Source organism: Chitinophaga pendula, from assembly GCF_020386615.1.
Classification (GTDB): Bacteria; Bacteroidota; Bacteroidia; order Chitinophagales; family Chitinophagaceae; genus Chitinophaga; species Chitinophaga pendula.
The window spans coordinates 2,704,555-2,721,162 of sequence record NZ_CP077769.1 but is presented as its reverse complement, the minus strand read 5'-3'; the positions used below and the strand labels follow the sequence as shown (position 1 = coordinate 2,721,162).

Genomic DNA, 16,608 nt, shown 5'->3' with positions numbered 1-16,608 from the left:
CGTACCCATCTGCTTTTTTAATCGGGTGTAAGCGTATTACTTTAGAATATCTTACGCTACCTTTGCGGTTTCTGAAAATTCAATCCATGTTCAAATCAAATGTGATAGGTATTGCGGCGGCTGTATTGATCATCATCAGTGCGTTTCTGCCCTGGCTGACGATAGACAGTAAACAGCTGCTGTTGACGGGGCTGGACACTACGGGCACCAGTTTCGGCGAGCCTGGTAAGCTGGCTATTTTGTTGTCGGTGGTGGCGATCGTCTTTTTCCTTGTGCCGAAGGTGTGGGCACAGCGGGTGAATCTTTTTGTATGTGCTTTTTTGCTGGCCTGGGCGTTCCGTAATATGCTGATCTTTTCCCGTTGTGAGATGGGCGAATGTCCGCACCGTCAGATTGGTTTATACCTTTCTTTGTTGGGTGGGCTGGTGGCTTTTGTCAGTGTGTTGTCTGCGAAGGTAAGGCCGAAGGCTTAACGTTGTCAGTAGTTAATATCTTTCAATACGTATCCCAGCAGGAGGGCGGCGCCCAGTACTACGCCTGCTATGATGAGGTATCGGAGTGCGGTGGTCCAGTTACGCTGACTGGTTGCGGCTGCTTTGAACCAGCCGAATGCGGTGGCAGCGACGAGGCTGCTGGTGATGGCGGTACGGCTGGCCTGGGGGAAGTTTTCATTGGCCAGGTAGCAAAAGAGGGGGATGATACCGCCGAGCAGGAAGCTGGCGGCTGTTACCAATGCGCTGCGTAGGGCTTTTCGGGCGTTAAATTCCACGGTTCTTACCTGTATAGACTCCAGTGTTTTCTCCCATAGTGCTGCATCTTTTTCCATTTCTGCGGCGATCTGGCCGATCATAGGATCGGAGATATCTAGTTTTTGCAGTTTTTTCCTTTCTTCGGGTGAGAGGGTAGATTCGTCGTGTTGTGAATCGCCTTTGTTGGCACTGTAGGCGGTGATGCCTACGAGGGTGGCCCCGATGATCCAGATACCGGTGTTGAGGGTATAGAAGGTCTGTACGGACAAGGGGAGGCCCTGTGCAGCATGGGTAGTAAATAATAGCACATAGAGCCCTTCGGGGAATCCGATGAGGAAGTCTGTTTTCCAGCCGGTGCTGCGGATGGTTCTTTCGTTTGTTTGCATGCTCGTTGAGACGGGAGCGTCCCGGTATTAGCGATAAAATCTTATAGTTTGAGATCGCGGAGGCCTTTGCCGATGATATCTACGCATTCATCTATCTGGGCGGCGGTGATATTCAGCGGCGGTGCGAAGCGGATCTTGTCGCCATGGGTAGGTTTGGCGAGGAGACCGTATTCTTTGAGGGTGAGGCAGAGCTCCCAGGCGGCTTCCGGGTTAGGATGTTTGATAACGATGGCATTGAGGAGTCCTTTTCCTCTGACGGTGGCGATGAAGGGGGACTGGAGTGTTTCCAGGCCTTTGCGTAGCCGTATGCCCATTTCGTGGGCATTTTCCAGCATATTTTCTTCTTTCAGCACGGCGAGGGCGGTCATGGCCACTTTACAAGCCAGGGGATTGCCACCGTAGGTGGAGCCATGTTCTCCCGGGCGGATGGTGAGCATGATCTCATCGTCGGCGAGGACGGCGGATACGGGTAGGGTGCCTCCGGAGAGGGCTTTGCCCAGTATGAGGATGTCGGGACGTACGTTTTCGTGATCGAGGGCCAGCATTAGGCCGGTGCGGCCCAGGCCGGTCTGTATTTCGTCGCCGATGAAGAGGACATTGGCGTCGGTACAGTATTGGCGGGCGGTGGCGAGGTATCCTTCGTTGGGGACGACTACGCCGGCTTCGCCCTGGATGGGCTCTACGAGGAATCCGGCTACATGAGGGTCCTGCAGGGCTTTGGCCAGTGCGGGCAGGTCATTGTAGGGGATGCTGTCGTAGCCCTGCATATAGGGGCCGAATCCTTTGCGGGCGGACGGGTCGCTGCTGAAGGAGATCACGTTGAGGGTACGGCCATGGAAGTTCTGGGAGCAGGTGATGATCTTGGCCTTGTTCTCCGGGATGCCTTTGATCTCATAGCCCCAGCGGCGGCAGAGTTTGAGGGCTGTTTCCACGGCTTCTACGCCGGTATTCATAGGGAGTACCTTGTCGTAGCCGAAATATTGGGTGACGAACTGCGCATATTCTCCGAGCAGGTCGCTGTGGAATGCGCGGGACGTGAGTGTCAGTTGTTGTGCCTGCTCTATCAGCGAGGCGATGATCTTGGGGTGGCAATGGCCTTGGTTAACGGCGGAATAGCCAGACAGGAAATCATAGTAACGCTTACCATCCACATCCCATACAAAGACCCCTTCGCCGCGGTTCAATACAACCGGTAGCGGGTGATAGTTGTGTGCTCCATACTGCTCTTCCAGCGCCAGATAATGTTGTGTCTTTTCACTTAATGTATATGCAGGTATCATATGACCAAAGTTAGGGAAAAGGCGGGAAGGCGGAAAAAGTTAGGCAAGGGGATTTACCAGGTAAATCGGACCCGGCAAGCGGCGGAAGGTGAGCCGGCGGCAGGTTGGCCCTGTTTGTAAGTGTATGAATATTAATTTTTTGTGAAGGGTATGTATAAGTGTCCTATAGCCGTTGTATAAGCATTGTATAAGCGTTCTATAGCCATTGTATAACCAGGGTATAAGCTGGCTATAAGGGCGGTATATCGATCCTATACTGATGGTATAAGTTGGGATATGCTTTGCTTACAGGATGACTATACGAATGTTATACGAATGATACAGGAGTGCTATAGGAAGGGGATGTGGGGGAGGCAAAAAAGACAGCCCGCGGTGGTTGCTGCGGGCTGTGTATATCACTTGATGAGTATGCGGAGGGGGAGGATCAGGCGCCTTTGAGCTGGGCGACGAGATCGATGTAAGCCTGTTGTGCCTGTTCGGGGGAGGTGCCTTTCAGTTTATTCCAGGCGTCGTACTTGGCTTTGTTCACAATGTCAAACATATTAGCAGGCGGGTCGATGTTGATATCGCCTTCGGTGGCTTGTTTGAAGAGTGAGTATAACTGCAACAGGATGTCATTGCTAGGTTTTTTGGTCAATGTTTTACTGGCTGCCACGGCCGCGTCGAATTTCTCTTTCAGGTCCATATTGTCAATTTAATATTAAAAGTAAGTAAATGGGGGTAAAAACCAAGGTACCACGACTTTTAAGATTAGCTAAATTTAGATATCTTTGCGCATTGGGCCGGAGAGAAGGCTGTAGAATATCGTTTCGTGTATATAGTTGAGGGTGATCAGCCGGCGACCATATGAATAGAGCGAGACCCTCGGTGACCTGACGCCAGCCTGTTAAATGATCATATGAAGAATATCAGAAATTTTTGCATCATTGCGCATATTGACCATGGCAAGAGTACATTGGCGGATCGTCTGTTAGAGCATACGAAGACCATTTCTGCCCGGGATATGCAGGCGCAGGTCCTGGATGATATGGACCTTGAACGTGAGAAAGGTATCACTATCAAGAGTCATGCTATCCAGATCAACTACTCTTACAAAGGGGAGAACTACGTTTTTAACCTCATTGACACTCCTGGTCACGTGGATTTTTCTTATGAAGTATCCCGTGCACTGGCGGCCTGTGAAGGTGCGCTGTTGCTGGTAGATGCCACACAGGGTATACAGGCGCAGACCATTTCCAACCTGTACCTGGCAGTGGGTAACGACCTGGAGATCATTCCCGTGATCAACAAGATCGATATGGACGGTGCGATGATCCCGGAGGTAAAGGATCAGATCATCGAGCTGATCGGTTGTAAAGACGAAGACATCCTGCTGGCCTCCGGTAAGACGGGGCTGGGGGTTGAAGAGATATTACAAGCTATTGTGGAACGTATCCCGGCGCCACAGGGTGAGCCGGAAGCGCCTTTACAGGCGTTGATTTTTGACAGCGTATTCAACTCTTTCCGTGGTATCATCGTATACTTCCGGATATTCAATGGTACGATCAAAAAAGGGGATCGTATCCGGTTTGTGAATACGGGAGAGGATTATTTTGCCGACGAGGTAGGTATCCTGAAGCTGGGGCTGGAGCAGAAAAGTGAGGTGAGGACCGGCGATGTGGGCTATCTTATTACCGGTATCAAAAATGCGAAGGAAGTGAAGGTGGGTGATACCATTACGTTAGCGACTAATCCTTGTTTGGAAGCGATCCATGGATTTGAGGAGGTGAAGCCGATGGTATTTGCGGGTATTTTCCCGGTAGAGACGGATGCTTTCGAGGAGTTGCGGGATTGTATGGACAAGCTGCAGCTGAACGATGCTTCCCTGACCTATGAGCTGGAGACTTCTCAGGCGTTAGGTTTTGGTTTCCGATGTGGGTTCCTGGGGATGCTGCACATGGAGATCATACAGGAGCGCCTGGAGCGGGAGTTCAACCAGACGGTGATCACGACGGTACCGAACGTGAGCTTTATTGCCCACACTACCCGTCAGGAGACCATTATTGTGAACAACCCCTCGGAGATGCCCGAGCCATCGAAACTGGAGCGTATTGAAGAGCCGTTCATCCGTGCGCAGATCATCACCAAACCGGATTATATCGGTAATATCATGACCCTTTGTCTGGGTAAACGTGGTATCCTGATTAACCAGAGTTACCTGACTACCACCCGTGTGGAGCTGATATTTGAGATGCCGCTGACAGAGATCGTATTTGACTTCTATGATAAGCTGAAGAGCCAGACCCGTGGATATGCGTCTTTCGACTATACACCGATCGGTTATCGAGACAGTGACATCGTGAAGATGGATATCCTGTTGAATGCGGAGAAAGTGGATGCTTTGAGTGCCTTGATCCACCGCAGCCGTGCACAGGACTTTGGCCGTAAGCTGTGTGAAAAACTGAAAGAGCTGTTGCCTCGTCAGCAGTTCCTGATCGCCATACAGGCGGCTATCGGTGCGAAGATCGTAGCCCGTGAAAACATCAGTGCGATGCGTAAGGATGTGACCGCGAAGTGTTATGGTGGTGACATCTCCCGTAAGCGTAAGCTGTTGGAGAAACAGAAAGAAGGTAAAAAACGTATGCGCCAGATCGGTAGCGTAGAGGTGCCACAGGAAGCATTCCTGGCGGTGCTGAAGCTGGACGATTAACAGCAACGAATATATTTTTATAGAGAGCGGGCCTCACTGTTATACAGTGAGGCTTTTTCGTTTTTATAGACGATATAACGGTAAGGTATATGTGCTATTGCTCTGTAGGGAAAAAAAACGGGGTGCACAATAGCATTATACATTGCATTGATAGCATGCAGGGGCATAAAAAAGGAGAACATCACTGTTCTCCTTTTTTAGTATCTGTAGGTGATGATCAAGCCAGTTGGTGCTGGTGGAAAGCATATCTTTTAATAATGGCGTAGGCACCGAACAGTACGGCACTGTAAAATACATGTCCCATGATGGTGTTGAGGAAGAAGCTGCCAAACAGGTCGTTCTTGTAGAAGGGAACGCCGGCTGCGAGGCAGGTCATCAGTCCGTTGAATGTGTGTGGGTAGTAGTTGCCGGAAGCCCATACCCCGAAGTTGGTGATAAAGAAGAACAACAATCCGGAGCCTATGGCGGCGAAGAAAATGCTGAGTGCATTTATTTTCTTCAGCTGTGTACCGATGAGAGTAATGAGCAGGAAGGCGCCATATACGAAGAGCATACCTATTCCATAGAAGCCTTTGATATTGGTGAAAAATTCAAAGAACAGGTCGGTGAGGAACAGGGTGAATAGGGGGATGGCGTAAGCGTAACGTTTATCCCTGATAGTGACGCCTGCGAATAGTGCGCTGGCACCTATTGCCGTGAAGTTCCACATTTGCAGTTCGTTGGTGATCAACCGGCAGAGGGCTGTCAGGAAGATCAGGGCAGCTACTACTAATACCTGTGTAAGCTTTTCCTTTTTCATATAGTTTGATAATTATGCTAATCAAAAATAAGCATTTTAGTGCAAATGAGATGAGGCTCCGGTAGGATGCTCAAATACTGCTAGTTGTTGACCGTAGCTTTATAGATCAGGGCACCTTGTGTGGTGCGGATGCTGTAGGTAGCTGCGGGGGTGATAAAGGCGGATTGGCCCTGGTGCAGGGAAAGAGTGCCTTTACCGTTAAAGTCGGCTTGTCCGTTCATGACGATGAGTATTTCCGGGTGTAGGCTGGTATAGTTGTATTGCTGTCCGGGTTGCAAGCGGATCACGCTTACCAGGAAGTCGGGTGCTGGCGAGTGATAGATCAGTTCCAGGCCGTCGGCGGCAGGAGTGCCGTTGATGACATGCGGATGAACGGCTTCAAAACGGGTATGTTTCAACAGCTCGGGTACATCGATATGTTTGGGGGTGAGACCACCGCGGAGTACATTGTCTGAATTGGCCATGAGCTCCACGTTTTGTCCTTCGAGATATGCATGTGGGATACCGGCATCCTGGAATACGGCATCGCCCGGGTGTACCTGCATGATATTAAAGAAGTAGATGGAGAAGATGCCTCTGTCGAGGCGGTCCAGGCCTTGTGGATCGTTGTCGATAGCGCGGCCGGCCCAGAAGGCGGGATCGGATTTCTGCAGCTGTCCTGCTTTATAGGCAGGCAGTACACGATCTGCCAGGGGGCGGAGCAGGGTGTTTACGGCATCCTGCGGCATTTCCATTACACGTTTATACAAGCCGAAATATCCTTCGGAGGAGAAGGTGTCGGCGAGGGAGGCAAATTCGGGAACGGTATGGAGGACCTGTTGAAGTTTATCTTCGGGGAGGAATCCATGGAGCAGCCAGAATTCGCTGAGGGCCACCATGATCTCCGGTTTGTGATTGGCATCTTTGTAGTTACGATCGGCAGCGTTGAGGGGGATGCCTGCTTCATTTTCCCGGGCGAAACCTTTTTCTGCCTCTGATTTGGTAGGGTGTACCTGTATAGAGAGCATATCTTTTACGTCCAGTATTTTCAGCAGGTAAGGCAGCTGACCGAACTGTTGTTGTACGCGGGCGCCCAGTACCTGGTCGGGGTGGGCAGCAGCCAGTTGGTCGAGTTTTACGGGGCCTTCACTGGTGGTGATGGTAGCAGGAGCGCTTTGATGGGCGCCCATCCAGTATTCGGCACAAGGTTGTGTGCCTGCCGGTATACCTAATAATTGCGGGATGTAGTTAAAACCACCCCAAGCATAGTGTTGTACCTTTCCTTCCAGTTTAAATAGCTGCTGATCAGTAACGTTCATATCTCTTTGATTTAGTGAGTCATCAGGATGCAAAGTAAATACTAAAGGGCGGATATCCCAAGCTACGTGAACAACTTCCCGGTATTTGCTGTTAAGCACATTCAATCCGGACAGGTACTATGGCATTACATCTTGAATTGGGCAGGAAGGGGGAGGCGGTGGCGCGGTCCTATTTAGAAGAGCAGGCGTATGCGCTGTTGCATGTGAACTGGAAGAGTGGGCGTTGGGAGGTGGATATTGTGGCGGCGAAAGACGGGCTGATCATTTTTGTGGAGGTAAAGACCCTGATGGGCGAGCAAGGCGGCTGGCCGGAGCAGGCAGTGACAAGCCAGAAGGAGGAGCGACTGCGAAAGGTGGCGGCAGCTTATCTGGAGGTGACAGGGATACGGCCCCTGGATATACGATTTGACATCATCGCTATTACCTATTACGATGCGGGGCATTATGCGCTGTTACATATGGAAGATGCCTTCTAAAAAAGAAATAGCCCTTCGTATAACGAAGAGCTATTACCTGTAAGATGCCAAATAAAAAGATATTACTTACCCCAGATACCGGTGTAGTTATGCGGGGTGATCGCTTTCAATTCTTTTTTCAGCGCGGGGCTGATTTTGAGCCCGTTGATAAACTCCTGAATGGTATCGCGGTTGATCTGTCCGCCACGGGTAAGGGCTTTAAGCGCTTCGTAGGGTTGCGGGTAGTTCTCCCGGCGTAATATGGTCTGGATAGCTTCGGCTACCACGGCCCAGTTACTGTCGAGGTCTTCTTTGAGTTTAGGCTCATTAAGGATCAGTTTGCCCATTCCTTTTTGAATGGATTTGAGTGCGAGTATGCTATGACCGAAGGGTACGCCTACGTTACGCAGTACGGTAGAGTCGGTCAGGTCTCGCTGGAGGCGGGAGATCGGCAGTTTGGCGCTCAGGTGTTCGAAGAGGGCGTTGGCCAGGCCGAGGTTACCTTCGGCATTTTCAAAGTCGATCGGATTGACTTTGTGTGGCATGGCGGAAGAGCCTACTTCCTCCTTTTTGATCTTTTGCTTGAAGTAATCCAGGGATATATAGGTCCATATATCGCGGCAGAAGTCGACGAGGATATTATTAATACGTTTGAGGGTATCGAAGTGAGCGGCGATATTGTCGTAATGTTCGATCTGGGTGGTGTACTTCATACGTTGAAGGCCCAGGGCGTTGTTAACGAATTTGTCACCGAATTTCTCCCAGTTGATTTTAGGGAAGGCTACGTGGTGGGCGTTGAAGTTGCCGGTAGCGCCGCCGAATTTGGCAGCGAAGGGGATATCACCCAGGAGTTTGATCTGGCCTTCGAGTCTTTCTACGAATACCAGTATTTCTTTTCCGAGGATGGTGGGAGAGGCGGGCTGACCGTGGGTACGGGCGAGCATGGGGATCTCCATCCAGGCTTGTCCCATTTTCTTCAGGTCCAATACCAGGTTGGCGATAGCCGGCATATACACCTGTTCCACGGCTTCTTTCCAGAAGAGCGGGGTAGCGGTATTATTGACGTCCTGGGAGGTGAGTCCGAAGTGGACCCATTCCAAGTGTTCTTCCAGGCCGAGGTTTTTGAGTTCATTTTTCAGGAAGTATTCCACCGCTTTTACGTCGTGGTTGGTGATCTTTTCTGTATCCTTCACCAGCTGGGCCTGTTCTACGGTCAGCTCCTGGTAGATGCGGCGTAGTGCGGGCACCTTTGTTTTGGGCAGGGAGAATATCTTCTGTTCAGACAGTGCAATAAAGTATTCTACTTCCACCATTACGCGATAACGGATGAGCGCGAATTCTGAAAAATAAGCAGACAGTTCTTCGAGCTGCTTGCGATAGCGTCCGTCCAGCGGAGAAATGGCAGTTAAAGGTTGTAGTTGCATCATTATATAATATCAGTTTCCAATGTATCGGTTCACATGCGCTAAGTCTTCTTTTCACCGGTTTTATGTTCCGCTTTTGGAAATTGGAGCACGGGAATCGGAATTTGTCTAACTTAGCGGGCCACAAAATTACAGAAATTGGAACGGAAAGTAAAAGTAGCGGCAGTAAGTTATTTGAATACGAAGCCATTGTTACACGGATTTGAAGGACATCCGGTAATGAAAAGAATGGAGCTGACCCTGGATTACCCGGCAAAGATCGCACAGCAGCTGATAGATGGAGAGGTAGATGTGGCATTGATTCCTGTAGCGGTATTACCTAAAATGAAGGAGTTTCATATCATTTCAGACTTTTGTATAGGTGCGGAAGGACCGGTAGCATCGGTATGTTTATTCAGCGAGGTGCCTTTGCATGAGATCAAACGTATACATCTGGACTACCAGAGCAGGACGTCCGTAGCGTTGTTGAAGTTGCTCGTAAGAGACTACTGGCAGCTCAATGTGGAGTTTGTCGAGACCAGCGGTAACTATCAGGACCTGATCAGGGGTACGGATGCTGGTCTAGTGATCGGCGACCGTGCGTTGGAGCAGCGGAAAGTATCTCCTTATATATATGACCTGTCTGAGGCGTGGACCCGTTTTACGAGCCTGCCATTTGTATTTGCTGCGTGGGTGAGCAACAAACCGTTGCCGACAGACTTCATCCAGGAGTTTAACAATGCGACCAGTATTGGTATCCATGATATCCCTGCTATCGTAGCGGCACATCCCTATCCCGTATATGACCTCACGGTATATTATACACAAAATATCAGCTATCCGCTGACGCCTTCCAAGCGCCAGGGTATGCAGCGCTTCCTGAGCTATCTGCAATAAGCGGATGAACGATTGTACTTATTGTATCTTTTTTGACAGGCCAAAGGGGGAAAGACCCTTTGGCCTGTTTGGTCCTATACCTGCGGGAAGTATGATTACACTCATGCTGATCCTGTTATCAGCTTTTTTGCTTAAATTAACAGTTCTGCAAAACTCCCCTTCATGAGAATCGGTATTCTAGGCAGCGGATCCGTAGGCCTCACCCTCGGCAAAGGACTTATTCAGTTGGGCCATGAAGTGATCATTGGTACACGACGACCTCATAGCAGCGCATTACAGGAGTGGATCACCCATCAGGGCGGGCTGGCAACTGCCGGTACGTTCCGGGATGCGGCGGAACAAGGAGCGCTGATATTATTATGTACCAGTTGGGTAGGCACCAAGAGTGCGATAGAGCAGGCAGGTGTCTGGAACTTTAAGAACAAGACGGTGGTAGATGTTACTAACCCGACGGACAATAAGGGACCGGATGCGGAGGGGCGGCTGACGTTTGTGATCGGCCATACCAATTCGGCGGGTGAGCAGGTACACGCCTGGCTACCACCGGATGCGCGGGTGGTAAAAGCGCTGAGCTGTATTGGTTACGAGCATATGTTCCGTCCGCAGATGCATCAGGGTTCCCCGACGATGTTCATCTGTGGTAACAGTGAAGCCGGTAAGGAGGAGGTGGTAGCATTGTTACGGCAGATGGGGTGGGAGGATATTGTAGATATGGGTACGATAGAAATGAGTCGCAATATAGAACCGCTGTGTGTGTTATGGTACGCCTATGGTTTCCGCACCGGTATCTGGACGCATGCATTCAAGATGATAAAATGACAGGACATGATAAGGGCGTTGAACCCGGAACGTGCTTCAAGTAGGACTTTAAACCAGGCAGCTATCAAATAGGCAACAACCGGTATAATATCATTACAATGAGTCTGTTATAACGTCCACGGCTCAACGCCCTATATTTTCACTTTAGGTTTACAGTTTTTGTGTCTGTATGTAGAAGTTGGGATCTACCTTAAAGCTGGCGGGATCGGTCAGCGTAATATTGGCAGATTTCCAGGTGGTGGTGGGATAGATAAAAGTGTATCCGCGATCGCCTAAGGTCACCTTTAGCGGCATGTTGAACCCTGGTACGTCTGTCACCCAGCGGAACTGTACCCGTTGTCCTTCCAGTTTATATTCCAGTTTAGGGATGGTGATATGACGCAGGTATTGATCAAATACTTTGCTGAAGTCCATGCCGGTCTGTTCGTTGATATACTTTTCGATCTGCTGAGTGGTAACGGTCTGGTGCCAGAACGTTTTGTTCATACCTCTGAGCAGCTGCCGGAAGGCTTCATCATTATTAATGATCTGGCGGATCATGTGAATCATGTTGGCGCCTTTATAGTACATATCGCCGGAGCCTTCTATGTTTACATTATAGGGGCCGATGACAGGGATATCGTTTTTGATATTCTGTCTGATTCCCTGTACATATTCGCTACCTGCCTGCGGGCCATATTCACATTCGGTGAAAAGGGTCTCGGAATAGTTGGTAAAGCTCTCATGTATCCACATATCCGCGATGTCTTTGCTAGTAATGTTGTTACCGAACCATTCGTGACCGGATTCGTGGATGACGATGAAATCCCATTTGAGACCCCAGCCTGATCCGGAGAGGTCGCGGCCGTTGTATCCCATTTTATATTTATTACCATAGGCTACGGCGCTTTGGTGTTCCATACCCAGATGGGGTGTTTCTACCAGTTTATAGCCATCTTTATAGAAAGGATATTTGCCGAACCAGAATTCGAAACATTTGAGCATATTGGGCACTACTTTAAAATGCTCGCGGGCTTTCTCCTCATTATAGTCGAGTACCCAGTAGCTGAGATCGAGTTTACCTCCTTCGCCGGAGTAGCGGTCTTTGATCTCGACATAGTGACCGATATTAAGTGCGACATTATAGTTATTAATAGGACTTTGTACTTCCCATTCGAAAGTGTTGGTGCTGTCACTGCCAGCCGTACGTTTTTTCAGGCGGCCGTTGGAGACATTGATGAGCTTTTCCGGCACGGTAACGCTGATGGTCATGGCTTCTGCTTCATCGAGCTGATGGTCTTTGTTAGGCCACCATACGCTGGCACCGAGACCCTGGCAGGCGGTAGCGATCCAGGGACGTCCCTTATCGTCTCTTTTCCATACGACGCCGCCATCCCAGGGGGCGTTGATGGCCCGTTTAGGTTTGCCATGATAAAAAACGGTGAGTTGTTGTTCATTACCCACTATCTGAGGTGATTTCAGGGTGACGAAGAATGCATTACCATCCCGTTCGAAGGGTATGGACTTTTTATCCTGGACGATACTGTCTATCTCCATGGGTACCTGCAAGTCGATCTGCATGAGGGAATCAGCTTTGAGTACCTTATAAGAGATCTTATTGTAACCGCTGAGGGTACTATCTTTTGTGTTGACGCTGACATGCAGGTTATAGGCTTTGACATCCCACCAGGCGCGGGCGCGGCCATAGGTCCCCCGGAGGGTATCGGCATGTGTATAGTGTTGTACGACGCCATGCAGCGGCGTCTTTGTCTGCTGTGCACTAACTGCCGCTGAGATCGTCAGCGCTGTGCAGAGCATCTGTAAGTGCAGTTTCATATAAACTGGATGATTTTTGATAATCCCGGTAATAATACCCGGAAAGATATTATTTTACTACCAAATGAAAAGTAGTTATTGCCAGGCGGTTATCATACGCTGTCTTTTATGCTGTATTTGTGGTGCGATGGTCTTTTCCTGCGGAACACGTGCGCGTTCGGGCAGGCAAGTATTTCGCTATAATCAGCAGGAGGGGATCGCCACATTAGATCCGGCGTTCGCCAAGAATCAATCAATTATATGGGCGGTAAGGCAATTATTCAATACCCTGGTGGAGCCGGACAGTCAGCTGGAGATACGGCCGTCGCTGGCAAAGGGATGGGAGGTGTCTGCTGACCGGCGTACTTACACCTTTCATTTGCGGTCGGACGTATATTTTCATGACAGCGAGATATTTCCTGGTGGCAAAGGGCGGCATATGACGGCAGCCGATGTGGTGTATAGCCTGCGTCGTATTATGGACCCTGCCACGGCCTCTCCCGGCGCCTGGATATTTAATGGCCGGGTAGACCCTGCCAAGGGATTCCTGGCCCTGGACGATTCCACCTTTCAGCTTACGTTGCGAGCGCCTTTCCATCCCATCCTCGGCATCCTGAGCATGCAATACTGCTCCGTACTTCCTCATGAAGCCATCTCCCGATATGGGAAAGACTTCGGCCGGCATCCGGTAGGCACCGGGCCTTTCCGTTTTCATGTATGGGACGAGGGGCAGGCGCTGGTATTTCATAAAAACACCCGGTACTTCGAGCAGGACAGTGCGGGGCAGCACCTGCCTTACCTGGATGCCGTACAGGTATCTTTCCTGGAGAACAAAGCCACTGAATTCCTCCTGTTTCGTCAGCATCAGCTGGAGTTCATGAATGATATCGACGCTTCCTTTAAAGATGAAGTGCTGACCAAACAGGGGCGGCTTAAAAAGGAATGGGAGGGACGCATGCGGCTGTCGAAAAGTCCTTATCTCAACCTGGAATATTTTGGTATCCTGATGGACGGGGAGAAGGAGATCGTACGACGGTCTCCGTTACGCCTGCAAAAAGTACGGCAAGCTATCAATTACGGCATAGACCGTACGAAGATGATGACCTATCTGCGTAACAGCATCGGTCGGCCGGCCAACGCCGGCTTTGTGCCACCCGGTCTGCCTTCATTTGATGCCGACAAAGTAAAAGGATATTCCTACGATCCGGCCCGGGCAAGACAGCTACTGCGTGAAGCCGGTTTTCCGGAAGGAAAAGATTTACCCCCGATACGGCTGCTCTCCATTCCCAACTATGCAGACATGGCCAACTATGTGGCTAACCAGTTACAAGAGATCGGTATCCGCTTACAGGTGGAAGTGGTACAGAAGAGCTTATTGCTCGAGCAGACAGCGAAATCGGAAGCGTTGCTGTTCCGTGCCAGTTGGATCGCTGACTATCCCGATGCGGAAAGTTACCTGGCCATGTTCTATAGCCGGAATCCGGCTCCTCCCAACTATACCCGCTATGCGAACCCATCGGTAGATAAATTGTATGAGCAGGCTTTACAGCAGGAAGAAGATTCCATACGGTACCGGCTGTACCAGCGTATAGACAGCACAGTAATGGCAGATGCCCCCCTGATTCCGCTTTTCTATGATGAGGTCATCCATTTCATCCAGCCGGAAGTAGAAGGGCTTGCCAGTAATGGGCTAAACCTGCTGGAACTAAGGCGGGTACGGGTTCGGCAATAATATAATATGGAGATCGGGTTAGATAAACTTTAACATTTGAAAAACAGTTAATTAGGTTACCTTTGTAGACTTATATCATCACATTTACACATTACTAGATGACAGCTATTTTGATATTTTTCTGCGTGCACTGGTTCTTTTCCCTGTTTTTTCACACGTTCTTTTTGCACCGTTATGCATCTCACCAGATGTATACTACCAGTAAATTCTGGGAGCGTACCTTCTATTTTTCAACCTGGTTTTTCCAGGGTTCTTCTTACCTGATCCCCCGGGCTTATGGTGTGATGCACCGTATGCACCATGAATATAGTGATACCGAAAAAGATCCGCATTCTCCACATTTCTTTAAGGATGTATGGCATATGATGGTACAGACCCGTAAAATGTATAACGGTTTTGTTACCAAAGAAAACCTGCCTGATCCTGCTTTTACAAAAGAGCCTTTACCGGAGTGGGAAGCAATGGACAAATTCGGCGATCATAATGTGACCCGTGTGCTGTGGATGTTGGCATATGTTGGTTTTTATGTTGCTTTTGCTCCCAGCTGGATATGGTTCCTGTTGCTGCCTATCCACTTTTTGATGGGACCAGTACAGGGGGCGGTAGTAAACTGGTGTGGTCATAAGTATGGCTACAGCAATTTTGACAACCACGACGAATCTAAAAATTCCAGTCCCTGGGGTATCCTGTTGTTAGGTGAGTTATTCCAGAATAATCACCATAAGTATAAAGACAGCGCGAACTTTGCCAAAAAGTGGTTCGAATTCGATCCTACTTATCCGGTAATGCGTTTGATGAGCTGGGTGGGTATCATTAAGTTGAAATCCACTGCGAAAGTGAGAGCATCAGAATTGAGAAAGGCAGCTGCTGCCTGATCCGTTTAGGTTATTGTATATAATATTATACAGGCTCGTCGAAAGACGGGCCTTTTTTATTTTCATCAGCGAGGTCAATGGAATTGGCGATAGAAGGGATGGGTGGCGATACCCAGCATTGCCCGGTCGCCTTCGGTATCTCCATATGCATATATCTCCTGGTAGTCGGCCAGCTGATACTGCTCCTTTATACGTAACACCTTTTCCTCCTGGTTACAGTTGGCCCCTTGCAGGTTGCCGGAAAGTTGCCGGTCTACTACCTCCAGGCGGGTACCGATGCAACCGATCCCCAGGGTACGGCACCAGGGGGCCACCCAATCTTCGGCAGAAGCAGTGACCACTACTACCTGGTGGCCTTGTGCGAGGTGTTCCCAAATAGCGGTTAATGCGGCCGGCCTTACCAGCTCCGGCAATCTTTGCCGGCAGAAACTTTCACAGCCTGCCTGGAAGGTGTCCACCGGCGTGTGCCGGAAGAACCGGCGGATAGCTAACTGCTTGGCCGTGTGACTGGACAGCAACCCTAATTTGAAGAGCAGGAGGGCTGGCGACAGGCAGGCGAGCCCGGTATAAAGTGCCAGCGTCCCTTGTTGAAAGCGGATGATCTCAAATAGTGTATCCTTTCGGGTAATGGTACCATCGAAGTCAAAAAATGCGATGCTACTCATGACCTATAGTTTCAATTTTTTGAAGATGAACTCCGGGATCGTTTTGATAATGAGCATGATGTAACGCCAGAACCACTTTACATAAATGGTATTTTTCTTTTTCTGTACACCTTTCCAGATAGCACCGGCAACGGCTTCCGGTTGCGCAGTCAGTAAGGCAGGTAGCTGCAGGTGTTCTGTCATCCGGGTATAAACGAAGCCGGGTTGTACACTCATCACATGTACGCCGGTATGGAACAACCGGTTGCGCAGACCGCTGAGGTAGGCAGTAAAACCCGCTTTGGCGCTGCCATATATATAATTACTCTGTCGCCCTCTTTCACCGGCAACGGAACTGATACCGACGATGATCCCTTTTTTGCGGGATGCATAATCTTCCGCTACGACGTTCAGGATAGCGACCGCTCCGGTATAATTAGTATGGATAATACGGGCAGCTTCCTGCCAGTCCTGTTGTGCTTTCTCCTGTTCGCCAAGATAGCCGAATACAGAGATGGTGATATCCGGTTGCAGGGGTAGCGACCGGTAGAAGGCGGCGTGGCTGTCAAAACGTTCTGCGTCAAAAGCATGCAGAGTAGCATTGACGCCAAACCGGATCTGGAGGTCTTGTTGAAGTGCCTCCAATGCAGCCGTATTCCTGGCAGCCAGGAGGATATTATACTTTTCTTTTGCAAACTTTCGAGCGATAGCTACCGCCATATCGGAAGAGGCACCTAATATTAAGATACTTGACATATAAGATTATAAAGCGAACAGGCTGATGAATG

16 protein-coding genes are annotated in these 16,608 nt (G+C 49.7%); 7 read left to right on the top strand and 9 right to left on the bottom strand.

Going from position 1 to position 16,608, the window contains the following annotated elements:
- The first annotated feature begins 86 nt into the window (after positions 1-86).
- Positions 87-473, top strand: a complete 387-nt coding sequence (locus KTO58_RS09870) for a hypothetical protein (protein ID WP_095839520.1) — start codon at positions 87-89, stop codon at positions 471-473.
- Positions 474-478: 5 nt separating this feature from the next.
- Here KTO58_RS09870 and KTO58_RS09865 read toward each other — a convergent pair whose 3' ends face one another.
- From KTO58_RS09865 to KTO58_RS09855, 3 genes are all read right to left on the bottom strand, one after another.
- Positions 479-1,135, bottom strand: a complete 657-nt coding sequence (locus KTO58_RS09865; RefSeq protein ID WP_095839521.1) for a VIT1/CCC1 transporter family protein — start codon at positions 1,133-1,135, stop codon at positions 479-481.
- Between the two features lie 41 nt (positions 1,136-1,176).
- Positions 1,177-2,415: an ornithine--oxo-acid transaminase gene (gene rocD / locus KTO58_RS09860; RefSeq protein ID WP_095839522.1), complete on the bottom strand. Its 1,239-nt coding sequence runs from the start codon at positions 2,413-2,415 to the stop codon at positions 1,177-1,179.
- Positions 2,416-2,839: 424 nt separating this feature from the next.
- Positions 2,840-3,100 carry an acyl-CoA-binding protein gene (locus KTO58_RS09855; RefSeq protein WP_095839523.1) on the bottom strand — a complete coding sequence of 87 codons (261 nt, stop codon included), beginning with the start codon at positions 3,098-3,100 and terminating at the stop codon, positions 2,840-2,842.
- 213 nt (positions 3,101-3,313) lie between these two features.
- Here KTO58_RS09855 and lepA point away from each other — a divergent pair, with 213 nt between their 5' ends.
- Entirely contained in the window at positions 3,314-5,104 is a 1,791-nt protein-coding gene (lepA, locus tag KTO58_RS09850; RefSeq protein ID WP_095839524.1) for a translation elongation factor 4, read from the top strand.
- Positions 5,105-5,321: 217 nt separating this feature from the next.
- Here lepA and KTO58_RS09845 read toward each other — a convergent pair whose 3' ends face one another.
- A complete protein-coding gene (locus KTO58_RS09845; RefSeq protein ID WP_095839525.1) occupies positions 5,322-5,903 on the bottom strand; it encodes a DUF6580 family putative transport protein in 582 nt (193 codons plus the stop codon).
- Between the two features lie 80 nt (positions 5,904-5,983).
- The gene (manA, locus tag KTO58_RS09840; RefSeq protein ID WP_095839526.1) at positions 5,984-7,201 is read right to left on the bottom strand and encodes a mannose-6-phosphate isomerase, class I; all 1,218 of its coding nucleotides are present in this window, start codon (positions 7,199-7,201) and stop codon (positions 5,984-5,986) included.
- 119 nt (positions 7,202-7,320) lie between these two features.
- Between manA and KTO58_RS09835 the strand changes: the two genes are divergently transcribed.
- Entirely contained in the window at positions 7,321-7,677 is a 357-nt protein-coding gene (locus KTO58_RS09835) for a YraN family protein (RefSeq protein ID WP_095839527.1), read from the top strand.
- Positions 7,678-7,739: 62 nt separating this feature from the next.
- Here the strand turns inward: KTO58_RS09835 and purB are convergent, their stop codons facing one another.
- Positions 7,740-9,083: an adenylosuccinate lyase gene (gene purB, locus KTO58_RS09830; protein ID WP_225860172.1), complete on the bottom strand. Its 1,344-nt coding sequence runs from the start codon at positions 9,081-9,083 to the stop codon at positions 7,740-7,742.
- A 135-nt stretch (positions 9,084-9,218) separates the two neighbouring features.
- Between purB and KTO58_RS09825 the strand changes: the two genes are divergently transcribed.
- Complete coding sequence (locus KTO58_RS09825; RefSeq protein ID WP_095839528.1) at positions 9,219-9,956, top strand: menaquinone biosynthetic enzyme MqnA/MqnD family protein; 738 nt, start codon at positions 9,219-9,221, stop codon at positions 9,954-9,956.
- A gap of 162 nt (positions 9,957-10,118) precedes the next feature.
- Positions 10,119-10,775, top strand: coding sequence for an NADPH-dependent F420 reductase (locus tag KTO58_RS09820; RefSeq protein ID WP_095839529.1), 657 nt, complete (start codon positions 10,119-10,121; stop codon positions 10,773-10,775).
- Between the two features lie 150 nt (positions 10,776-10,925).
- On the opposite strand, the gene KTO58_RS09815 is transcribed toward KTO58_RS09820, so the two are convergent.
- Positions 10,926-12,590, bottom strand: a complete 1,665-nt coding sequence (locus tag KTO58_RS09815; protein ID WP_095839530.1) for a M1 family metallopeptidase — start codon at positions 12,588-12,590, stop codon at positions 10,926-10,928.
- A 127-nt stretch (positions 12,591-12,717) separates the two neighbouring features.
- On the opposite strand from KTO58_RS09815, the gene KTO58_RS09810 reads away from it, so the two are divergent.
- A complete protein-coding gene (locus KTO58_RS09810) occupies positions 12,718-14,301 on the top strand; it encodes an ABC transporter substrate-binding protein (RefSeq protein WP_095839531.1) in 1,584 nt (527 codons plus the stop codon).
- 188 nt (positions 14,302-14,489) lie between these two features.
- Positions 14,490-15,176, top strand: coding sequence for a fatty acid desaturase (locus KTO58_RS09805; RefSeq protein WP_225860171.1), 687 nt, complete (start codon positions 14,490-14,492; stop codon positions 15,174-15,176).
- A 74-nt stretch (positions 15,177-15,250) separates the two neighbouring features.
- Here KTO58_RS09805 and KTO58_RS09800 read toward each other — a convergent pair whose 3' ends face one another.
- Together KTO58_RS09800 and KTO58_RS09795 are read right to left on the bottom strand one after the other, a co-directional pair.
- Positions 15,251-15,841, bottom strand: coding sequence for an HAD-IB family hydrolase (locus tag KTO58_RS09800; RefSeq protein WP_095839533.1), 591 nt, complete (start codon positions 15,839-15,841; stop codon positions 15,251-15,253).
- Between the two features lie 3 nt (positions 15,842-15,844).
- A complete protein-coding gene (locus tag KTO58_RS09795; protein ID WP_095839534.1) occupies positions 15,845-16,576 on the bottom strand; it encodes an SDR family oxidoreductase in 732 nt (243 codons plus the stop codon).
- Between the last annotated feature and the right edge of the window lie 32 nt (positions 16,577-16,608).

Coding starts and splice junctions, on each gene's coding strand:
- KTO58_RS09870 (WP_095839520.1), top strand. CDS start 87: ATGTTCAAATCAAATGTGATAGGTATTGCGGCGGCTGTATTGATCATC.
- KTO58_RS09865 (WP_095839521.1), bottom strand. CDS start 1,135: ATGCAAACAAACGAAAGAACCATCCGCAGCACCGGCTGGAAAACAGAC.
- rocD (WP_095839522.1), bottom strand. CDS start 2,415: ATGATACCTGCATATACATTAAGTGAAAAGACACAACATTATCTGGCG.
- KTO58_RS09855 (WP_095839523.1), bottom strand. CDS start 3,100: ATGGACCTGAAAGAGAAATTCGACGCGGCCGTGGCAGCCAGTAAAACA.
- lepA (WP_095839524.1), top strand. CDS start 3,314: ATGAAGAATATCAGAAATTTTTGCATCATTGCGCATATTGACCATGGC.
- KTO58_RS09845 (WP_095839525.1), bottom strand. CDS start 5,903: ATGAAAAAGGAAAAGCTTACACAGGTATTAGTAGTAGCTGCCCTGATC.
- manA (WP_095839526.1), bottom strand. CDS start 7,201: ATGAACGTTACTGATCAGCAGCTATTTAAACTGGAAGGAAAGGTACAA.
- KTO58_RS09835 (WP_095839527.1), top strand. CDS start 7,321: ATGGCATTACATCTTGAATTGGGCAGGAAGGGGGAGGCGGTGGCGCGG.
- purB (WP_225860172.1), bottom strand. CDS start 9,083: ATGATGCAACTACAACCTTTAACTGCCATTTCTCCGCTGGACGGACGC.
- KTO58_RS09820 (WP_095839529.1), top strand. CDS start 10,119: ATGAGAATCGGTATTCTAGGCAGCGGATCCGTAGGCCTCACCCTCGGC.
- KTO58_RS09815 (WP_095839530.1), bottom strand. CDS start 12,590: ATGAAACTGCACTTACAGATGCTCTGCACAGCGCTGACGATCTCAGCG.
- KTO58_RS09810 (WP_095839531.1), top strand. CDS start 12,718: ATGGTCTTTTCCTGCGGAACACGTGCGCGTTCGGGCAGGCAAGTATTT.
- KTO58_RS09805 (WP_225860171.1), top strand. CDS start 14,490: ATGTATACTACCAGTAAATTCTGGGAGCGTACCTTCTATTTTTCAACC.
- KTO58_RS09800 (WP_095839533.1), bottom strand. CDS start 15,841: ATGAGTAGCATCGCATTTTTTGACTTCGATGGTACCATTACCCGAAAG.
- KTO58_RS09795 (WP_095839534.1), bottom strand. CDS start 16,576: ATGTCAAGTATCTTAATATTAGGTGCCTCTTCCGATATGGCGGTAGCT.